This is a genomic window from Brevibacillus sp. JB24b (genome assembly GCF_051713385.1).
Lineage (GTDB): Bacteria > Bacillota > Bacilli > Brevibacillales > Brevibacillaceae > Brevibacillus_B > Brevibacillus_B laterosporus.
On record NZ_JBNVQV010000001.1, the window covers coordinates 3,380,753 to 3,402,903 of the forward strand.

Annotated in this window: 6 protein-coding genes; all 6 read right to left on the reverse strand. The window is 43.3% G+C overall.

Annotated features, from left to right (window positions below; translation table 11 throughout):
* Window positions 1-38 precede the first annotated feature (38 nt).
* The 6 genes from ACQV1I_RS15795 to ACQV1I_RS15820 are packed head-to-tail and all read right to left on the reverse strand — an operon-like array spanning window position 39 to window position 22,119.
* Entirely contained in the window at window positions 39-10,307 is a 10,269-nt protein-coding gene (locus ACQV1I_RS15795) for a type I polyketide synthase (protein WP_116334106.1), read from the reverse strand.
* On the reverse strand, window positions 10,304-18,178 hold the full coding sequence (locus ACQV1I_RS15800; RefSeq protein WP_116334107.1) for a non-ribosomal peptide synthetase/type I polyketide synthase: 7,875 nt from the start codon (window positions 18,176-18,178) through the stop codon (window positions 10,304-10,306). Before ACQV1I_RS15800 ends, ACQV1I_RS15795 begins: the two co-directional genes overlap by 4 nt.
* A 32-nt stretch (window positions 18,179-18,210) precedes the next feature.
* Window positions 18,211-19,806, reverse strand: coding sequence for a non-ribosomal peptide synthetase (locus ACQV1I_RS15805; protein WP_116334108.1), 1,596 nt, complete (start codon window positions 19,804-19,806; stop codon window positions 18,211-18,213).
* Between the two features lie 7 nt (window positions 19,807-19,813).
* On the reverse strand, window positions 19,814-20,980 hold the full coding sequence (locus tag ACQV1I_RS15810) for an acyl-CoA dehydrogenase family protein (RefSeq protein ID WP_116334109.1): 1,167 nt from the start codon (window positions 20,978-20,980) through the stop codon (window positions 19,814-19,816).
* 2 nt (window positions 20,981-20,982) lie between these two features.
* Complete coding sequence (locus ACQV1I_RS15815; protein WP_094699619.1) at window positions 20,983-21,231, reverse strand: acyl carrier protein; 249 nt, start codon at window positions 21,229-21,231, stop codon at window positions 20,983-20,985.
* Window positions 21,232-21,264: 33 nt separating this feature from the next.
* Window positions 21,265-22,119 carry a 3-hydroxyacyl-CoA dehydrogenase family protein gene (locus ACQV1I_RS15820; protein ID WP_018670474.1) on the reverse strand — a complete coding sequence of 285 codons (855 nt, stop codon included), beginning with the start codon at window positions 22,117-22,119 and terminating at the stop codon, window positions 21,265-21,267.
* Window positions 22,120-22,151 lie beyond the last annotated feature (32 nt).

Consider the following 22,151-nt stretch of genomic DNA (forward strand, 5'->3'; position numbering starts at 1 on the left):
AAGCTTGTCCTGGATATTCCTTGTTTTTATCGATTATTTTAAAAATTGAAATCACCTTGATCGATTTGCAAAACGAGTTCCTTGAAATCATGTGAAACTGAGATATCCTGAAGCCTTATTTGAACATCCGCAGTAACTTGCTCAAGAAGCTCGATATAGCGTTGGACAAACTTCTCCATAGTCTCCCGTCTAAATAGCTCAGTAGAATATTCGATAGTCATCTCCAACTTATCCTGAGCCTCGACCGCACGAAGTAGCAGGTCTACTTGGGCTCGTTGGTGACCAAACTCGAACGGGGATACATGAAGACCATTAAACTCAAGTTTCTCCGTATCCATGTTTTGTAGGACAAACATAACATCAAACAATGGATTGCGAGAAATATTACCTTGTAGTCCGAGACTAAGGACCAAATCTTCATATTGATACTTCTGATTTTCAAAGGCTTGCAACGAGTTTTCTTTCACTTCTGCCAAAAATGCTTTAAATGTGCTCTCTCCTTTTGGCTGGTTGCGCATCGGTAGCATGTTGACGAACACTCCCATGATGTTCTGCAAATCAGCATGCGGCCTACCAGCAATTGGGGAGCCGACTACTATATCCTCCTGTCCCGTGTATTTATATAATAGAGCATTGTAGATTGCTACTAGTACAATGTATAGAGTGGACTCTTCTTGGCTCACAAGCTTCCTTATTTTGTCGGTCAATTCTGAATTGATCTCAAATGACAGCGTATCTCCCAGAAAATTTGAAACTTTTGGTCTCGAATAGTCTGTGGGTAGGTCAAGTAGAGGAATTTGATCTTCAAACCGTTTCATCCAGTACTCCTTCTGCTTCTTGACCACTTCCTGCTCTCTCTCACTGTTTTGCCACTCTGCGTAGTCTTTGTATTGGATACGCAGCTGTGGTAGTTCTTCGCCAGAGTATAGCTTCATTAGATCCCTTACGAAGATGTCAAAAGAAACACCGTCCGTGATGATGTGGTGAATATCGACTATCAGAATATGCTTCGTCTCATGTAGCTTCACGAGCCCAATACGCAGAAATGGTGCAACATCCAAATCAAATGCTCTGATAAAATCGTGTACAAGCTGCGGAGCTTCCGTTTCTTCCGCTTCTATATAGGTCAATTCAAAATCTACTTTATCATGGATACATTGTTTTGGCTCATCATCAATCATTTGGATGGACGTACGGAACACTTCATGACGCTGAATCAATTTCATAAAAGCTTGCTCTAATCTCTTGCCATCAAGCTCACCTTCCAGCAATACGGCAGCCGTATCGTTGTACGCTGTGCTAGCTGGATGAAGCCGGTGTAAAACATAGAAGCGTTTCTGAGCTGAGGATAGGACATACGCTTCTTTTGGTGCCGCTGCCTCAATCGAGAAGTACCCGCTTCTCTCAGCGTTATGAATATACGAGCAAAGCGTCTCAATGGTCGGTGTATCGAACAGCTGTGCCACAGGTATCTCTACATGTAGCTCCTTATGGATTCGAGAAACAAGGGTGATACCTTTAAGAGAATCACCACCAAGTTCAAAGAAATCGTCTTCAATGCCTATTTGATTTACACGGAAAATTTTCTGCCAAATCTCAACCAGCTCTTTTTCTAATTTCGTGCGGGGTTCTACATATGAGCTCAATAAAACCGGTCTGGCATGCAATGCTACCTCGTTGTCATCTTCCTCTTCATGACGTAGCGATTGTAGATGAACCCACTGATTGATTCGAACCTGTAAATCCCCCGGTGAGTTGGCAATCCAAGTTTCTCCAGAGGCCAAAATACGTTGAAAAACTTGAACTCCTTCTTCTGGTAGCATCGATAGTTCCCAGATGCTTCCTCCAACAGTAGTGTCCTTTTCAGTCTCATCCCAGTATTTCCAGTCGCTCCAATTCACGCTTATCCAAGGTACAAGCGCGTCCCTGTTATATTTTTGAACAAAGTAGTCCATATACAAGTTAGCGGCGGAATATGCAGTGAAACCAAGCCCCCCCAACACAGAAGCAATCGAAGACATTAATAAGCAGAAATCTAGCTGTTTGTCTCTAAGAACTTCCGAAAGTACACGTAATCCGTACATTTTGGACTTAAATTGTTCTTCGCAGTCCGTTATCAGGAGCTCCTTCATTAGATTGAACGTATTACCTCCCAAAACACCCGCGGCGTGAATAACCCCATTAATCGGACCATGGATTTGCTCTGCTTGTTCAATAACAGCTTGCATTTGATCTTTATCTGCGACATCACAAGCAAATATCAGAACTTCTCCACCCATCTGCTCCAGGTCTTGCATTTTACGGATTTTTTGACTGATCGGGTCTTTTTCACCATGAGTTCCTATCCACTTTGTCCATTCTTCACGAGCAGGTAAGCCTGAGCGCCCTGTAAGGATTACTTTCGCTTGTACCGTCTTAACCAGGTATTCCGCTAGGATCAAGCCGATACCACCTAAACCTCCTGTGATCAAGTAAACCCCTTTTGGGCGAAGTGGGGACGGGTTATCATCTACGTTGTCGATAGTTTGCGATACATAGCCTTGTACCCACCGATTCTTCCCTCGATAAGCAACAAATTTATCGGTAGAAGGGGAGTAGCACTCAGCAATTAGTTGTTCGACAAGTTTGTTCTCTTGCTTACTTCCCATGATCGGAAGAACGATGTCAACATGAGAGCAATTCAAATACGAATACTCCTGTGGAGCAACTATCGCTGTGGCAAGTACGGTAGCCTTCTCCGGAATCAACGTCTCATCACCTAGTATTTCATGAACATTGTTGCTTATTATCTTGATATCCATCTGCTCATTTGTTTGCTTGCCAACAAGTGATGTAACGAAATGGAACAAGCTGTAGAAACCACGCTCTTGGAAATCTGATAAACTCAATGTAGCATTTTTCTCCATTGATGTAACTCCTAAAAAGTGGGCAATGCGCGTTGGGAGCTTATCCTCCTTACTCAGTTCGCTTACAAGCTTCAAATAGTGGCTCTTTTCTCTTACATTTAACTGATAGCAGTTTTCCGCCAATTTCTCGAAGGTTTCGCCTGCCTTAGCAACCACAACTGATTTAACCACAGCTTCTAGACCTGTTGCCACCCTCGTACCTAGTCCACCTTCATCAGCAAAAACAAGCCACCTTTGCTCTGCTAGCAATTCGTTACTCTTCTCTTTCCGAAGTGGGACTGAAGACCATTGCGGTGTATAGAACCATTCGCTAATATTTTCCTTTTTATGAAGCTGCGTCGTTTTTTTAGTCAATCTCTGACTTAATTCAAATGGATTCGCTTGTATCTTGTAACTAATAGGATCAAAGGAATAGGTTGGTAAAGGGATACGCTGACGTTGTTCATCCCCGTAGAAGTTGGTCCAATCTACGTATGCTCCCAATCCCCACAAGCGAGCAAGCCTCGTTAATAAGAAGTAAACATCAGAGATTTTTTGTTTGGGATGTTTGATTGTATGCAGTACTCGTTCCGGCTCATCTTCGAAGAAACGGTTGAGCAGTACGCTTACGTCTCTACTTGGACCAATCTCGACAAAAACGCTATCCTTATCCTGTTTGAGTGTTTCAATTCCATCCGCAAAACGGACGGTTTCACGCATATGGGTGACCCAATACATCGGGTCTTGTACTTGTTCAGCTGTGATCCAAGTGCCAGTTACATTTGAAACAAGTGGAATGTCTGGCTCTTGTAGCGGAATAGTCCGGATAACCTGCTCAAATTCTTCAAGGATTGGGTCGAGAACGATGGAGTGGGCTGCATGTTCACTTGGCACTCGCATGCATAACAATCGGTTAGCCCGTAACTCTAGTTCAAATTCCTTGATGGCATTTTCTGATCCTGACACAATGCTAGATGGACCATTATCAATCGCTAAGGATATCGCGCTACTGTCGGTATCTCTATGCTTTGTTATAAACGTAGCAATTCTTTCACTTGTTTCTCTAGCACTTAGAGGCACACTAAGCATCGCTCCAGACACTTTATTCATTAGTCGTCCGCGTTCTACAATCAGTTTTAAGACGTTGTGTAGGGAAAATACTCCTGCGATAGTTGCCGCCACATACTCACCAAAGCTATAGCCTATGACAGCGGAAGGTTGTATTCCCCATTGCATTAGTAACTGGGCAAGCGCATATTCAAAAGTAAAGAGTATCGGTTGTCCAAACTCGTTTTTGTTAATCTTTGTGCCAGCCTCATCGTCGTCAGCTTCCGGAAATAAAACATTTCTTAGGTCAAAGCCTAGCATTGGTTCAAGAATAGTAAAGCATTTGTCCACTTCGGCCCGGAACTGAGGCTCCTGCTCGTACAGATCTCGTCCCATGTTGACATACTGAGAGCCTTGACCAGAGAACATGAATACGACAGGGCGATTTTCCCCTTTTGCCTTAATGGTGTCTATTTTATTTGTATCTGTGGACAGTAGCAGTTCACTTGCTTCTTCAACACTTTGGCAGAGGAGAGTTCGTCTATACGTAAATGATTTTCTACCAAGCTGTAGCGTATAGGAGACATCAGCCAGATTTACATCAGGATGTTTACGTAAATAATTCCCTAGATTCTGGGTCATCCGATCTAATGACGATACCGTTTTAGCGGAAAGAACAAGCATTTTCCAGTCACGTAGGGAACCGTTAGAAATAGATCGAGGCGATGCTTCTTCAAGAACAATATGCGCGTTCGTGCCACCGATACCAAACGAACTAACTCCTGCGCGTAGTGGATCTGACTCGGATTCCCATTCTCGCAATTGTGTGTTAACGAAAAACGGACTATTATCGAAATCAATTTGTTTATTCGGTGTTTTAAAATGTAGGCTAGCTGGAATTTGACGATTTTGCATAGCCATGACAACTTTGATAAAACCCGCCACGCCTGATGCCGCATTGAGGTGACCTACATTTGATTTCACTGAGCCAATCGCACAATATTGGCGTTTTTCTGAGTTGAATGCTTGCTTTAACGCACTAATCTCAATTGTGTCACCTAATTTGGTCGCCGTTCCGTGGGTCTCGATATAAGTAATGCTTTCAGGATCGACATTTGCACTGGAGTGGGCGGCACGGATTACATCCACTTGGCCCTCCACGCTCGGTGCCGTATATCCAACCTTACGATTACCATCATTGTTAATGGCCGATCCTTTGATAACAGCATGGATGAAATCTCCATCAGTGATTGCATCCTCTAGCGATTTAAGAACAACAACGCCTGCCCCATCGCCAAACAGCATTCCGCTCGCCTTTTCATCAAAGCTTCGGCAATGTCCATCTACTGCGAACAGCATTCCTTCTTCATAGATGTAACCAGCCTTATCCGGTTGTGTAAGCGTAATTCCTCCCGCTATTGCCATATCACATTGTCCGTTTAATAGAGCTTGGCAAGCTGTAATAATCGATACAAGCGAGGTAGAGCAGCCCGTAAATATATTAGAGCTTGGTCCTTTTAAATTCAATTTATAGGAGATTTGCGTACTTAAAGAATCTTTATCGTTTAAAAGCGAGGCGAGGAATTGTCCCGACGGTTCATTCGCTTCTGCCAACGTAGCCATTACCTGCCAGTACAAATTTGGAGACGCTCCTGCAAAGACTCCGACTAAGCCCTTATAGGAATCAATGTTATAGCCCGCGTGTTCAAGTGCTGCCCACGTACACTCATGGAAAACACGAAGCTGAGGGTCCATTACCATTGCGTCTTTTGGCGTGTAATCGAAGAAGGCGGAATCAAAATACTCCGTTCCTTCCAGATAGCCTTTAGCCTTTACATAATTCGGCAGGCTGTATTGAGCAGGATCTACTCCGGCTTCTTTAAGCTCTTCATCTGTGAAAAAGACAACAGACTCCACTCCGTTTCTCAAATTCTCCCAGAATGTATCAATATCCTTTGCGCCCGGGAAACGTCCTGCCATTCCGATTACAGCGATATCGCCACTCATTTTTCGTGTTCTATTTTTACTGCCTGTCAAAATTTCCTCCACTGCCTCCGCTGCTTCGCCACCGCTCAAATGCTTCGCCAGTAAGTGAATGGTTGGAAATTCAAACATGACTTCTATGGGGATATGTTTCTCCAGGCTTTTTACGATCTTATTGTGAATTTGAATGATATCTAATGAGGTAGCTCCCAATTGAAAGAAATTTTCTGCTGGATTAACGCTATCGACTCGATAGAAATCCATCCAAATTTCAGAAATCAATTGCTCTATCTCAGTTATTCTCGTTCTATTTTTCATGTATTGGCTACGTTTCTGCTGTTTGGAGGCTTTACCCTTTACACTCTCACTTGCCCTTTCTTCCTGAAGAGCTTCCAGCTTAATCCATTGGTTAATGCGACTGTATAGATTTCCGGAAGAGATAATAACCTGATGAATTCCTCCCAGGCCTAACACGCATTGAAACGTTTTGATGCCTTCTTTAGGAGTCATCTCTAGGATTTCGATGCTTTCACTTACGAAGGTTTTATTGTACTCTTTGCCAGTGTATTGCCAATCGCCCCAGTTCACACTGATCCAACGGTTTGGATATAGGACACTTTGCTTTTCGGCAAAAGCATCCAGATAAAGATTAGCTGCCGCATACGCTACGAATCCTAGTCCCCCAAGGATTGGTGATAAGGATGACACAAGCAGGCAGAAATCAAGCGGCTTATCGCGTAGAACTTTTTCCAGCGTCAATGTTCCATATAATTTCGGCTGGAACTGCTCCTCACATTCCTCTTTTGTAATTTTTTCCATCATACATTGAGCTGATTTCACTCGCAAAATTCCTGCGGCATGGATAACACCATGAATCGATCCGAATTTCTCCTCCGCTTGAGCAATGACATCACGCATCTGATTTTCATCCGCAACATTAGCACGGATAATGAGTACTTCCGCCCCATACTCCTCCATCAGTTGAATGTGCCTAATTTTTATGCTCATGTTGTCGTTTTCTTCATGGTTTGCAAGCCATGTTTCCCACTCTGCACGCTGTGGCAATTGGGAACGTCCTAGGAGTATCAGTTTAGCTTGAACTGTTTTTGCTAGATATTCTGCCACCTTGGTTCCGATACCACCAAGCCCGCCTGTAATCAAATAGACGCCTTTTTTACGTAATTGCGGTACTGTTTCCTCATTGCTTACAGAAAGTGTGGCTTCTAATTGTTCAACGGGAACCTGATCAAAGGTACGAACATATCGCTCGTGATTGCGATAAGCAATAACTGTGTCTACAACCTTGCTGGTCAATTCCATAAACAATGGTTCAATGACCTCACTCAAGCTTTGCTCATCCGTCCCCGCGATATCAATGCTACGGCACCTGATATTTTGAAACTCCTGAGGTATTACTTTGACGGGAGCAAGCAACATCGCCTTTTCAGGTTGAACACGATCAGTATCTCCCACTTTTTGCATGTGATTTGTTATAACAGAGATTTGGAGTGGGTCGATCATATTTTGTTCAGAAATCGCCTTTACTAGGTGAATAAGTGAGTAATAGCCAAGCTCCATAGAAGTAATGCCTATATCATCCTTATTGACATTCCACATATGGATGATCTCATGGGGGAGGTTGTCATTAGTGCGTAGTTCTTGGAACAACTGTTTATAATCGTTTTCCTCACTCGCTTGTATGACATATTCCCCTTCTGATTTTTGGCTGAAAGCTGTCCCACTACCAACTGTTGATACCTGATGTCCCGCTTTACTCAAACGGTTAGCTAGCTTGCTTCCGACATTCTCCTCATCAACAAAAATCAGGTACTTTTTCATTTCTTTCTTCTCCTGTTGCATAGAAAAAGGTGCTGATTCCCATGTAGGTAGATAAAACCACTCCGCAATGTTTTTGTTCTTTTGTATTTTTTCTGTTTTTTGCAGGACAGTTTGAGGAGTAGGAGAATCAGGCCAGTAGCGTTGTTTTTCAAAGGGATAGGTTGGAAGAGATACACGGCGTCTTTTTTCTTTGTCATAAAAACTCTTCCACTCCGGTGTTTTTCCAAGTGTCCAAAGTGTACCAAGCGATTGTAAGAACTGAGAAACCGCGCTGTTCTCTTCCTCCTGATTCATGACAGTGACGATTCGTTCTACTTTGTCATCGATACATTTTGCCAAGCAAGTGCGTTGCTCATCCGAAGCGAACAATTGCAGGAATAACACATCGGCAGTTTTTGCAACCTCTTCTAAACCTACAGCCTCTTCTACTTGCTCATAAAGGTGCTGTACCCAGTAGCCAAAATCAGATGCTTGTTGATTGGTAATCCAAGTACCTGTCACGCTCGAGATAAAAGGTAGCCTTGGAGATTGTAGGGAGATCGTTTGAGTTAATTGCTGGAAGTCCTCTACGGTCGCTGTTTGAGAATAAAGAACCTTTCCACGAGCAATTACCAGGGACAACGCTTCCTCCAGAGTCATGACTTCCCCTACTACTGCACTCACGTATTCTCCTATGCCAAACCCGCTCATCCCCGTAGGCTTCACTCCCCGAGCGATAAATAAGGAAGCAAGTCCGTATTGCAAGACGAATGAAAGCAGCTCTGAAATTTCTGGCTGTTTCAAAACGCGTGCAATATCATCAAGCGTATATTGTGGATACAATACGTTTCGCAAGTCATAGCCTGTAATGAACTGTACCTGATTGAAACAGCGATCTAAGGCATTTTTGAACATTGGCTCTGATGAATACAGCTCCAACAAAAGGTTCCCATCTGAAAAACCATGTCTGTGAAACAAAAAAATCACTTCACATTGATGATCCTTAGCCAATGCAGCATTCCCTTTGCTTGCTAAAAGCTGTGCAATGGCTTCTTCACTATTGGTTGCCACAATGGCTCTACGATACGGAAATTCTCGGCGTCCAATCTGCAACGTGTATGCGACATCAGCTACCTCTGCTTTTTGTTGATTGCAAAGATACTCCACCAATTGATTTGTAGCGTTATCCAATGCAGTCAATGAACGCGCAGACAGCGGAAAAATATACTGATTGCTTTGACTAGGTTCGCTTTCGGTGGTCGGTGCTTCTTCCAAAATCACATGAACATTGGTTCCTCCATACCCAAAAGCACTAACACCGGCACGCAGTGGATAACCTTCGTGCTCCCAAGTCTGTAGATCCTTAACAACATAGAAAGGACTGTTTACAAGATTAATCCTAGGATTAGGACGATTAAAATGAAGCGTTGGTGGAAGTTGCTTATGCTTTAAAGCTAGGACTGTTTTTAAGAAACCAGCTACTCCTGCCGCTGTGTCCAGATGCCCAATATTGGATTTAACTGAACCAATTCCGCAGAAGCTTTTTTGTTCGGTTGGAAAGGCTCGTTTAAGAGCTTCAAATTCAATGGTATCCCCCAGATTAGTGGCCGTACCGTGAGTTTCGATATAACTGATACTTTCCGACTCTACCTCCGCAAGATGCTGAGCAGCCATGATGACCTCTGCCTGTCCCTCTACACTTGGCGCCGTATATCCTACTTTACGTGCACCATCATTGTTTGCGGCAGTTCCTTTTATTACAGCCGCTATATTGTCATTGTCAGCAATTGCATCCTCAAGTCTTTTCAGAACAACCATCCCAACTCCATCGCTAAAGACTGCTCCTTTTGCATCAGCGTCGAATGCTCGAACATGCCCATCTGGCGACGAAGTAAGCCCCGGCTCGTAGAGATAGCCTTTTTTGTTAGGATAGGAAACACGTACTCCCCCTGCTAAAGCAATGGTACATTCCCCAGTAAGAAGAGCACGACAAGCTAAGTGGATGCTCAACAGAGAGGTAGAGCAAGCCGTGTACATCGTAAAGCTTGGTCCTTTTAATCCTAGTTTATAAGAAGTAAGGGTACTAATCGCATCTTTGTAGCAAAGAGTCCCTGCTTCATGTAATGCGGCTCCGCCATCATTTTTCATAAGCGGAGATTGTGCTACCCACTCGTAGTTGGAGGCAGCTCCAACATATAATCCGATCAACCCTTCATAGGATTTTGGATCATAGCCAGCATCCTCCAATGCTTGCCAGCTACATTCCTGAAGGAGACGAATCTGCGGGTCCATAATCTCCGCTTCCCGTGGAGAATAGCCAAAGAAACCAGGATCAAACTCTTCAATGCCTTCAATGTAACCTTTTGCTTTTACATAGTTTGGTTTTTGCAGGAGAACGGGATCAATTCCCACCTGGCGCAATTCTTCATCAGTAAAAACAGAAATGGTCTCTACACTATTTTTCAGATTTTTCCAATACTGTTCTAGGTTATCAGCTCCTGGAAATTTACCTGCGATTCCAATGACAGCGATTTCCAAGCCAGTACGATGAGTTTGTTCTTCTTTTTTCGTCATTTTGTGGACCGCCCCATTTTCAAGATTGTGCTCTTCATGAGTTGTTTAGACTTGTTCAACTCATCCGATTTTGTTTGCTCCCGCATTTCCTGTTTATCCACTGACATCTCCTGACTCAAATAAGCTGCAAGCGAGGCAATTGTCGGGTATTCATACATTGTCACAACCGAAATATCAAGGTTGAGCATCTCTTTTACCTTTCTATTTACCTGAATCAAGTCAAGCGAGCTTGCTCCTAGATCAAAGAAGTTATCATGTATACCTACTCGCTCAATACCGAACATTTTTTGCCAAATATTCGCAAGCTTTCCTTCGATTTCACCCTTTGGAGCAACATAGTTGGTAGAAAGTTCTGGGCGCTGACTTCGTTCACGTGAAAACTGACCCTGTTCCAAGACAGCTTGGAAATGGGCTGATCCCTCAGCGATTTTTTTAATCAAATCCTCAGCCGAAACCACCACCTGTGGTGAAGAATTGTGCAAGGCACGCTTGAGAACCTCCACTCCCTCAGATTGATGTAACCCGTCTTGGAGAATAGTCTCTACATTTGTATTGAGTGCTTTTGCCCAGTATTTGGCTGATTCAATAGACATTCCTACCTCTTGCCAATCAGGCCAGTTGATTGACACAGTATGAACGCCATCCCGTGCCATTTTATAAAAGGCATAGGCATCAAGGAATTCATTCGCCACGTTATAGGCGACTTGTCCGATTTTACGGTGATAGGAAACGTTGCCTATGGATGAGCAAAGCACGAAAAAATCGAGCTTTTGTTCACTTAACAAATAATCAAGCGTGAGTGTTCCGTGTATCTTTGGAGCAAGAATTGTCTCCACCGTTTCACGCGTACGATTTTGAATTAACCCTGCGTAGTCGGCAATTCCAGCAGCATGAATCACACCGTTTATTCCACCGAAACGCTCATTCGCATCCTGAATAACCTCTGCCATCTGAATCTGATTAGATACATCCGCTCTGGAAACCATTACTTCTGCTCCATAGCTTTCCAACAGGAGAATTTCTCTAATTTTTTGACTGATGCTGTTATCTTCTGGATGATTGTTCAACCAATCATCCCATGCCATTCGTGACGGAAACTCCGAACGTCCAATCAGAATTAGCTTTGCCTGATAGCTCTTGGCAAAATCCTTTGCTATAGCAAAACCTATGCCACCCAAGCCACCCGTTATCAGATAAACGCCATACTGTTTAAGCCTTGGGGTTGTCGTAAGAGTTTCCCTAGATGATTTTTTCATGATTTGTATCCATCGATAGTTGTTACGATAGGCGACAACTTTATCCTCAGATATGTTCTCAAGCTCCACTAGCAGTTGCTGAACTATTTTTTCTTGCTTACGAGGATTGGAGGTAGACAGAATATCAATATTGCGGCATTTCAGATTGGCGTACTCTAAAGGTGCAATTTTTACAAATCCAAGCACTGTCGCCTTTTCAGGCTGTAACTCTTCCTCTCCTGTTACCTCTTGCGTGTTGTTTGTAACGACGAGTATATCAAGGGGGTCAGTAATCATCTGTCTTCCAAGTGCCTGTACAAAAGAAACAAGACTGTAAAATCCGGAGTCGATCGCTTGTTCTACACGTTTTATATCAAGCCCATAATGCTCTTCCTCATTCACACTCCACAGGTGCAATACCTTAGTTGGTGTAAATCCCAGCTCTCTCATCTCACGAAGTAATTCGTCATAATGGCTTGTCTCACACGGATGGATTACAAAGCTACGATCATTTACCTTTCGATACGTAGAACCTTTATAAACAACAGCAATATTCGAGTTGGTCTGTTGAAGCTTCTCTAGTAAACATTTGCTTAATAAAGTGTCGTCAGCAAAAATCAGCACAGACTGCATTTCAAGACGGTCTTCGTGAGCACTAGACAAATTATCTCTTTCCCATGAAGGTTCATAGAACCAATCTGCTATATTTGTTTTTTTAGCACTCGCCGTTTCTTGTAACAGATTCTGAGCTTTACTAGGGGGTGGAGTAGATTGGGTCCACGACCAAAAGCGTTTCCGCTCAAACGGATAGGATGGAAGCGGAATTCTTCTCCGCTGTTCCTTTTCATAGAATGCATGCCAATCTATCTTTACACCCTCTAGCCATAACTGAGCGATTTTTCGATAAAAAAACAAATCTTCCGTCGTTTGTTCCTGTGGATGTGGTAGCAAGTTAGTAACAAAGTGATCCGTTCTTTTGTCGGTGTGTCGAAGAACAAACGTACTGAGCACGCGACCTGGTCCTACTTCAATAAAAGCAGATTGTTCGCTATTCAGCAGTTCCTTGACTCCAGCAGCAAACTGAACCGTTCCGCGTACATGTTTTACCCAATACATAGGGTCAGTAGCATCTTCTATGGAAATCCAAGTGCCTGTTACGTTAGATAGAAAGGGAAGTTGTGGCTCGCGAAGTTCAATTGTGCGCACCACCGATTCGAATTCAGTCAATATTCCCTCCATCATCGCTGAATGGAACGCATGAGAGGTATGCAACTGGCTGTGCTCTACCCCTTTTTCTGTTAACAGAGCCTTACATTTCTCAATCGCTTCATGAGTTCCTGAAACTACACACAGCGCTGAGCTATTAACGGCGGCTAATGACACATCTGTAGGGAGTAGCGAAAGAAGAGCCGATTCGGGGAGTCGCACACTGAGCATCGTCCCTGTTGGCATTGACTGCATCAGTTTGCCTCGCAATGCTACTAGTCTTACTGCATCTTTTAGAGAAAATACACCTGCAATGCAAGCTGCAACATATTCACCAACACTGTGACCAATCATTGCCTGAGGCTGTATCCCCCACTCCATTAAGGTTTGTGCCAAAGCATACTCTATCGTAAAGAGAACAACCTGTGTCACTTCCGTCTGCAACAGCATTTCAGACGCCCATTCCTTTTTGTGCTCTATCGGATAGATGATTTCCCGTACATCGTACCCAATTATAGGCGTAAGTAATTCAGAGCACGTATCCACGGTAGTGCGGAAACATTCTTCCCCTTGATATAATTCAAGGCCCATATTGATGTACTGTGAACCCTGTCCAGGAAACATGAATGTAATGGGACGATTAGGTTTGATAATCTGTTTGGTCATCACCTTATCCGTATCTGGAAGACCCAGCAACACGGTTGCCTCTTGCACATTTTTAGCCACAATCACTTTCCGATAGGGAAATGTTTTCCTCCCAACCTGTAATGTATAGGCGACATCCGAGAGGTTTACTTCAGGCTGGGCAGTTAGATATCTTTGTAAATTTTCTGCCGCTTTTTTCAAGGCTGTTTCTGTTTTAGCTGAAAGCATTAGCAGTTTCCATTCGCGCTTCTCAGGGGAATTGACAGCCATTGGTGCTTCTTCAAGGATTACATGAGCATTGGTCCCTCCCATACCAAATGAGCTGACCCCTGCTCGTCGCGGTTTTTTTCCTCTTGACCAAGCCATGAGCTGATTATTAACAAAAAATGGACTGCTTGCAAAATCGATCTTTGGATTTACTTCTTGGAAGTGTAGACTCGGGGGAAGCAATTCATGTTGAAGAGAAAGCACGGTTTTAATAAATCCAGCCACACCAGCAGCAGCATCGAGATGTCCAATGTTGGTTTTTACTGAACCGATTGCGCAGTATCGTTTTTGATTTGTGTGAAAAGCGAGTCGTAATGCTTCAAATTCGATTGGATCACCCAGTGCAGTTCCGGTCCCGTGTGCCTCAACGTAACTGATGCTCTCCGGTTCAACTCCTGCCTGTCTTTGTGCCTCATGGATGACTTCCGCCTGTCCCATGACCCCCGGAGCTGTAAATCCTACCTTGTCGATCCCATCATTATTGACTGCTCCGCCTTTTATGACAGCATGAATGGTGTCACCGTCTACCAATGCATCATGGAGCCTCTTCAACACGACAATCCCGATACCGTTCCCGCCAATCGTTCCATTGGCATCCTTGTCAAACGCACGGCAGTGACCATCTGGAGAGTGAATCATACCATCCTCGTATAAATATCCCGTTTTGGGTGGATAGGTAATCCCAACACCACCAGCTATTGCAATCTCACAGTTCCCTTGGATCAGCTCCTGATAAGCCATCTGAATTGCTACCAAAGATGTCGAGCAAGCGGTTTGCACTGTCACACTTGGGCCTTTCAGGTTAAGCTTGTAGGCCAGACGAGTGCTGAAGAAGTCCTTCTCGTTAAGTAGCATCGCAGAGAACTCTTCCAATGAGTTTTGGTTTTGGAGTGCCACCTGGTGGAGCCAATGAAAATTAGAGGAGGCGCCTACAAACGTACCAATACGATCAGAGCCTTCATCAGTTAAGTAACCTGCCTGCTCTAATGCTTCCCACGCACACTCATGAAGCAGGCGCAATTGGGGATCCATCCATTCTGCTTCCTTTGGCATATATTCAAATAAAGCTGCATCGAAACATTCAAAATCATCAAGATATCCCTTTGCCTTTACGTAGTTTGATCTCTTGATCAGTTCTGCGTCATTTCCTGCTTCAAGTAGCTCTTCGTCCGTAAAAAAACGAATACTTTCAATTCCATTTTTTATATTATCCCAAAATTCATCAACATTCCTTGCTCCTGGGAACCGCCCTGCCATCCCAATGACAGCCACATCCCGACTAATACTGTCGTTCGCTTTCTGTGGAGATTCTTGCTTTGAACGGCGTGAAGGCTTTCTTTTGTCCGGTTCTGCTCCTTTTTCTGCTTGAGCCAAATATTGAGTGAGCGAAGCTATCGTCGGATATTGAAAGAGTGTCGCTACCGTCAGTTCTTTTTCCAAGACCTTATTGAGTCGGCTGTAAATACGAATTAGCTTCAGTGAATTACCACCTATGTCAAAGAAATTATCGTATAAACCAACACTATCGACTTCTAGTACTTCCTTATAAATAGCAGCGATCGTTCTTTCTAATTCTGTTTGTGGTTTCACATAAGTTGTTTTCTGAGTAGATTGGGTAAGCTCTGGAGCAGGCAATGCTTTGCGATCAAGCTTGCCATTAGTGGTTAGGGGCATTTCATCCAGGCAAATAAAAGTAGTTGGAACCATGTAATCTGGAAGACGTTTTAATAGAAATTGCTTTGCCTCTGCCACATGTAATTCCTCTTGGCATACGACGTAGGCAGCAAGATAATCGTCTTGATTTTTATCTTGTTTTACTACTACAACAGCTTCTTTTATGCCAGGAAAATCAAGGAGTTGATGCTCTATTTCTCCCAGCTCAATACGGAATCCTCGTACTTTAACCTGATAGTCGACCCGTCCCAGATATTCGACGTTGCCATCTGATAGCCATCTGGCAAGGTCACCTGTCAGATATAATTTCTGTTCTGGGGCAAAAGGATGATCAATGAATTTCTCACTGGTCAATGCATGGTTGTTAGCATACCCACGAGCGAGACCCACTCCCGCAATGCACAGCTGACCTGGAACACCTACTGGCTGTAACATTAGGTTACGATCTAATATAAAGAACGAAATATTATCAATTGGTTTGCCGATAGGCACCTTTTCATAATCCATCCATGGTGAGCAATTGAAATATGATACATCTACGCACGCCTCGGTCGGTCCATACAGATTGATTAACTCTGTTTTAAATCGGTCATATAGCTGCTGATTAAATCGTTTCACCAGATGAACGCCCAGTGCTTCTCCACTCGCAAAGACTCTTTGTAAGCTGTTCAGCTTATCCGTTTTTTCAAAGGCTTCGGCAAACTCCAAAAAGACGTGTAGCATAGAAGGAACAAAATGCATAGTCGTTACTTTATCACGACAAATTGTCTCTATAATGGATTCGGGATTCCCTTCTTGTCCAGGTGCGAGGAAAGAAACCGTCGCCCCTTGAATAGACCACCAGAACAGCTCCCAAACAGATACATCAAACATATATGGTGTTTTCTGTAGAATCACATCTTTGCCGCTGATCGGATAGGCCTTTTGCATCCAGTTCAACCGATTTACGACGGAGTGGTGCTCGATGCATACCCCTTTTGGTTTTCCAGTAGAGCCGGACGTATAGATCACATAGGCTAGATTTTTTGGCCCACTACTATGATTCAAGCAGCCTCGATCAGAGTGATATAGTTCGTTGTCATCCAGATTAAGTGTATTGCATTCCTTAGAGAATCTATTCATAAATTGCTGTTGCGTGACAACCAGCTTAGTACCACTATCCTCCAGAATGTAGCATAGACGTTCCATAGGAATGGTAGGATCAATGGGCAAATACGCTCCGCCTGCTTTCCAAATAGCCAATAACCCGACAATCATTTCCACAGAACGCTCGGTGCAGATTCCTACAATTGTATCCGCTCCAACCCCATGTTGGCGAAGCGTGTGCGCTAATTGATTCGTGCGTTCATCCAGTTGACGATAAGTGAGGCTCGCTTCTCCACAAATGACAGCAATCTTCTCGGGGGTACGCTTGGCTTGTTCGCTAAATAATTGATAGATCGGTTGTTCGTAAGCATACCAAGCATTGGTTTGATTCCATGCTTTCAGCTCCCCAAGCTCCTTTTCAGAGAGAAGCTCCAGCTCCCCAAGATATCTTGTTGGATTTTGTATGAGCTGGGTAAGCATTCTTGAATAATGCTGGGCCAGTCGTTCTACTACATCCCGGTCAAACAAAGCCTGCTCATAGGTGAAAACCAGATTGGTTTTTTCAAACAATTCCACTGCAACTGTCAAATCATAATTGGTTATCTCGTGAATCTCGTAGGAAGTAACACGTAGCCCTTGGTTCTCCTGAAACAGTTGTTTGTCTAACGGATAGTTTTCAATAACCATCAGCGTATCGAAAAGCTCTTCTTTTTTATCGAGTAAACTCGCCTGTTTTATATTGACCAGCGATGTACTTTCAAATTGGGTCCTATTTTGTATGTCTTGGTTGACTCGTTTGATATACGTAAGTAAGTCTGTTTCAGTATCTGTTTTCATACGGAGCGGAAGCGTATTAATAAATAGCCCAACGACTTGTTCGAGACCCTCTATATTTCCTGAACGACCTGAAACCGTGGTACCAAAAATTACATCATCCGTATTGTTGTACCGATTGAGTAGAAGTCCCCATGCCGCGTAGAACAGTGATGCTACCGTGACTTGGTGTTTTCTGCAAAACGCTTCGATTTGGGATGCCACGAAAGGCTCCAACGTGATCTTGTGCTTAACGACATCTCCTCTCTTGACAGCATTATGTTTTTTAATCGAAAGCGGGGTCTGAGTATCAAAGCCTTCCAAATACTCTTTCCAAAAAGCATTCTGTTTTCCTTGATCTTGATTTTGCAACCACGCAATGTACTCCTTGTACTTAGCCTTGGGTGGAAAGAAAGAAGGCTGTTCTATCTCCAAGCTGTGATATGCTTGAAAAAACTCCTGCAAGATAAGGCCGTTACTCCATCCGTCATACAAGATGTGATGATTGCTGATTACCATTTGATGATGTTCAGCAGCTAATTCATAAAGCTCAATCCGGAATGGTACCTCCAAAAGAGTGAAGGGTCTACGAAGATCTGCTTTCTTTTGTAGGTTAATCTGCTTCGTTTGCTCAGCAGAAGGCAAATCAGAAAAATCGTAGTAATCAACTACAATCTGATGTTCTTTTAAGATAACTTGAACAGGCTGATTAACTTCTCTCCATCGATATAGAACTCGTAGCATCTCGTTTGCTTGAATGACATCATTCCAAGCTTGTTTAAAAACCGCTAAATCCAGCTTTCCTGAAATCGTCAGCGACAGTTGTTCATGATATTGCTCCAACTCAGGCTCTTTTAAAAAGTGAAATAACATTCCTTCTTGAACGGGAGACAGCCCCATGATATCTTCAACATTATTTCTGTCTATTTTTTCTGAATGTGCCATTTCATAACCTGCCTTTATTAGAGAATCGTTTCCTAGCTTTGCGGATCAGGCAAAGATTTGCGATCAATCTTGCCGTTAGACGTTAACGGCAGTAAATCAAGCGTCATGTAAATACTAGGAACCATATATTCAGGTAAGCGTTCTTTAACGAATCTTTTTAAGTCGGATACCGAAAACTCTTTTTTAGGAACAACATAGGCTACAAGATGAACGATCGTTTCTGATTGTTCATTGACTGTTACGATGCACTGGTCAATCGCTTCGAAATCGGTTATTGTCGCTTCAATCTCTCCCAGTTCGATTCGTAGTCCTCGGATTTTCACCTGATGGTCCAGTCTTCCCAGATATTCAATGTTTCCGTCGGGTAGAAGACGAGCCAAATCTCCGGTCTTGTACATCTTTTCTCCCGGGATAAAAGGATTTTCAACAAATTTTTCCGCTGTCAAGGTAGGATTATTGAGATAGCCGCGAGCTAGCCCCACTCCTCCAATGCATAGCTCCCCTGACTCTCCAGATAGTTGCAATTGATCTTCTTCGATAATATACATGTTTGTGTTTTGTATCGGTTTTCCTATTGGAACCCTCTTGATTTCCTCACTCGGTGGGCAATCGTAGTAGGTTACATCGATTGTTGCTTCTGTCGGGCCGTACAAGTTCGTCAATTTGGTCCCAATGGTTTCATGCAAAATTTGATTAAATTTTTTCACGTGGATAGGCGTTAATGCTTCTCCGCTGACAAAAACTTGTTTCAAGCAGCGCAATCGACGAATTTCTTCTTCTCCTGCATCCTGAAGATAATTGAGAAAAGCGTTCATCATAGACGGTACGAAGTGCATCACCGTAATCTGATTCTTCTCCGCAGTCTCAACGATCGCTTGTGGGAAACGTTCGAAGTTAGGTAGCAGGAAGCATACTTTTGCGCCGACCATAGACCACCAAAACATTTCCCATACGGAAACATCGAACCCAAAAGGCGTTTTTTGCATAATCACATCATTCGCATCAAGAGGATAGGCATGCTGCATCCAGTGTAGGCGATTCACTAGAGAATGGTGCTCAATCATTACGCCTTTTGGTTTTCCCGTCGAACCCGATGTATAAATGACATAGGCGAGATCATTCGGTTCATTGATGAATGACAAATTATCAGGGTCCCCTGTGTAATAATTTTCATCATCAAGGAACATGGTGGGAATATCATACGAGTGCATGACTTCTCTTTTGGTCAACATCAGCCTACAACCGCTGTCCTCCAGCATATAGCGGATTCGCTTCTCTGGATTGGACGGAGTAATGGGCAAGTATGCGCCACCTGCCTTGATAATGGCTAGGATACCTATAATCATTTCAAGTGAACGCTCTAGCATGATTGCCACAATCTGGTCAGGGCCTACACCATAAGAGCGAATATGTCTTGCCAATTGGTTTGCTTTTTTATTCAGCTCTTGATACGTAATCGTTTGATCCTTATAAATAGCAGCAATCGCATCTGGTGCAACAGCCACCTGTTCTTCAAATAATTGATAAATCATTTTGTTTTTGGGATATTCTACTTTTGTGTGATTGTTTTGCATGAACAAAATTTGCTGTCTATCGGCTTCTGAAACAAATAGGTTCGATTTGCTCATATCGACTCTACCCTTCTGTTCTCACGCTAGCCAGCGTTCTTCTCGCTTTTTTGGCAAAGCTTGAACCAAGTATAATTTGATGAATCTGATTACTGCCTTCCACAATTTCCATGGTCTTTGAATCTCGGTAAAATCTAGAAACCGAAAAGTTCTCGTTGCACCCCATCGCTCCCATAATCTGGACTGCATTAGAAGAGTGTCTAGCTCCAGCACGGGATGCGAAGTATTTGGCAATCATGATTTTTTCAGTTGCTTCCGGGGAGTGCTCATCCTTAGCCCTGCACGCTGAGATGCAGAGATGAGCTGTTGCTTCATAATCAACGCCCATGTCGGCCATAAAATGTGAAATCATTCCGTGATCGATTAAGCGAGCATGAAACGCTTTTCGTTCCATCACATGAGAACCGCATATTTCTAAGCAGCCCCGCAACAATCCTAACGAAGCAAAAGCAATACTAATACGACCGAATTCAAGTGCGTAAGGGGCAAGATAAGATAGCGCAAAACCGGGTTTACCCATCATATTTTCCTTGGGAATCACGCAGTTATCGAATTCTAAGATCGCCAAATGTGACGCTTTAAACCCAAGCATTCCTACAATCGGTGTGATCGTTAACCCTGGTGTGTCTTTTTCAACGAGGAAAGCGACAGGTTTGTCCCCTAGCTTCCCAAAGACAAGTAAGACATCTGCAACTGCACCAAAGGTAATCCATTGCTTTTTACCGTTTAAGAGAAAATACTCGCCCTGCTCCGTATAGCTGGTCTCCATCATTTGCAAATCACTGCCTGCCCCTGGTTCGGTCAACGCAAGTGCCGCGATTTTTCTTCCCGTAGAAATATCTGTTAGCCAATGTTTTTTCTGCTCCTCAGTTCCCCATTTCAGCAATGTTTGAGCTACCATTGTGTGTACATTAAACAATCCGCTCAGAGAGACGCTGAAGCGACCAATAGCTTCGTTCAGCAATCCATAAGTAACAAAATCCCACTCCTGACCCTTGTATGTTGCAGGGAGTGCTCCTCCAAGGAAGCCTGCCTTTGCAGACTTATCGATGATATCCTGTGGAATTCTTTCGTCGAGGTCCCACTGATTTGCGTATGGCTCTACATGTTCTTCGGCGAATGCAAGAAATTGATCATAATGAGCTTTTTGTTTTGCAGTTAACAGATTAAGCATGCTTACACCTCGCCCTGTTTGCTCTTCACAAATCTAGAAATAGCGTTAACACAACGATAGTTCTCAATATCTAGGTCATCCATTGTGATTTTGATATTGAACGTTTTTTCGAGGAATGTCATGAGTTGAATTGCGAATAAAGAATTGACTAATCCTTCCTCAAAAATCAGAAAATCATAGTCCAGCTCATCAACGTTTACATGATCCATGATATAATCGCTAATCATTTTTTCGGTCGTCAGCGTAGTCATTTAAGATTCATTCCTCTCTTTTTGTACAATTTACTATTTCGAATAATCGTAAAAACCTTTCCCGTTTTTTCTACCTACCATTCCTGCATCCACCATTTTGCGAAGAAGGGGAGCCGCCCGGAATTTTGGATCTTGGTAGCTGTCATACAACACTCCCAAAGAATCGAGAACCGTGTCCAAGCCGATCAGGTCTGCTGTTTCAAGTGGACCCATCGTATGACCGAAGCACTTTTTAAATATCTCGTCTACCTGCTTAGGTGTCGCTACTTGATCCTGTACCACAAATGCTGCCTCATTCATAAATAAGTGCGAAATACGATTGGATACAAATCCAGGTAAGTCATTAACGATGATCGCATCTTTATCCAACTGGGAGAGAAACGCTTCTGCTTGATCGATGGTCTCTTGTGAAGTAAAATGCCCTTTGATTACCTCAATGGAGCGCTTCATAAAAACGGGGTTCATAAAGTGCATACCAATTACCTTGTCCGGGCGTTTTGTCACACCGCCAACCTTGGTAATGGAGATGCACGAGGTGTTAACCGCAAAGCATACATTTGGTTTGCAGATACGATCTAATTCCATATAAACAGCATGTTTGATCTGCCAGTTCTCTGTTACATTTTCCACAATGAAATCGCACTGGCTAACATCCTCTAAAGCAGTCGTAAAGGAGACAAGCTCAATCACTTGCTCTGGCGTCAATCTCGTTACGTCTTTCTTTACCAGTGGCGCAAAGCGAACCGTATGTAATATCTCCTTTTTTGCTTTCTCCAACGTTTCCTCCGATACATCTACTAGCACAGATCGAATTCCGTGAAGAGCAAGATCGACAACCATACCAATCCCCATGGTTCCTGCTCCGATGATTCCTACATTTTGAAACATGCTATCATTCTCCTTTTTGTGTAAACAAAGTG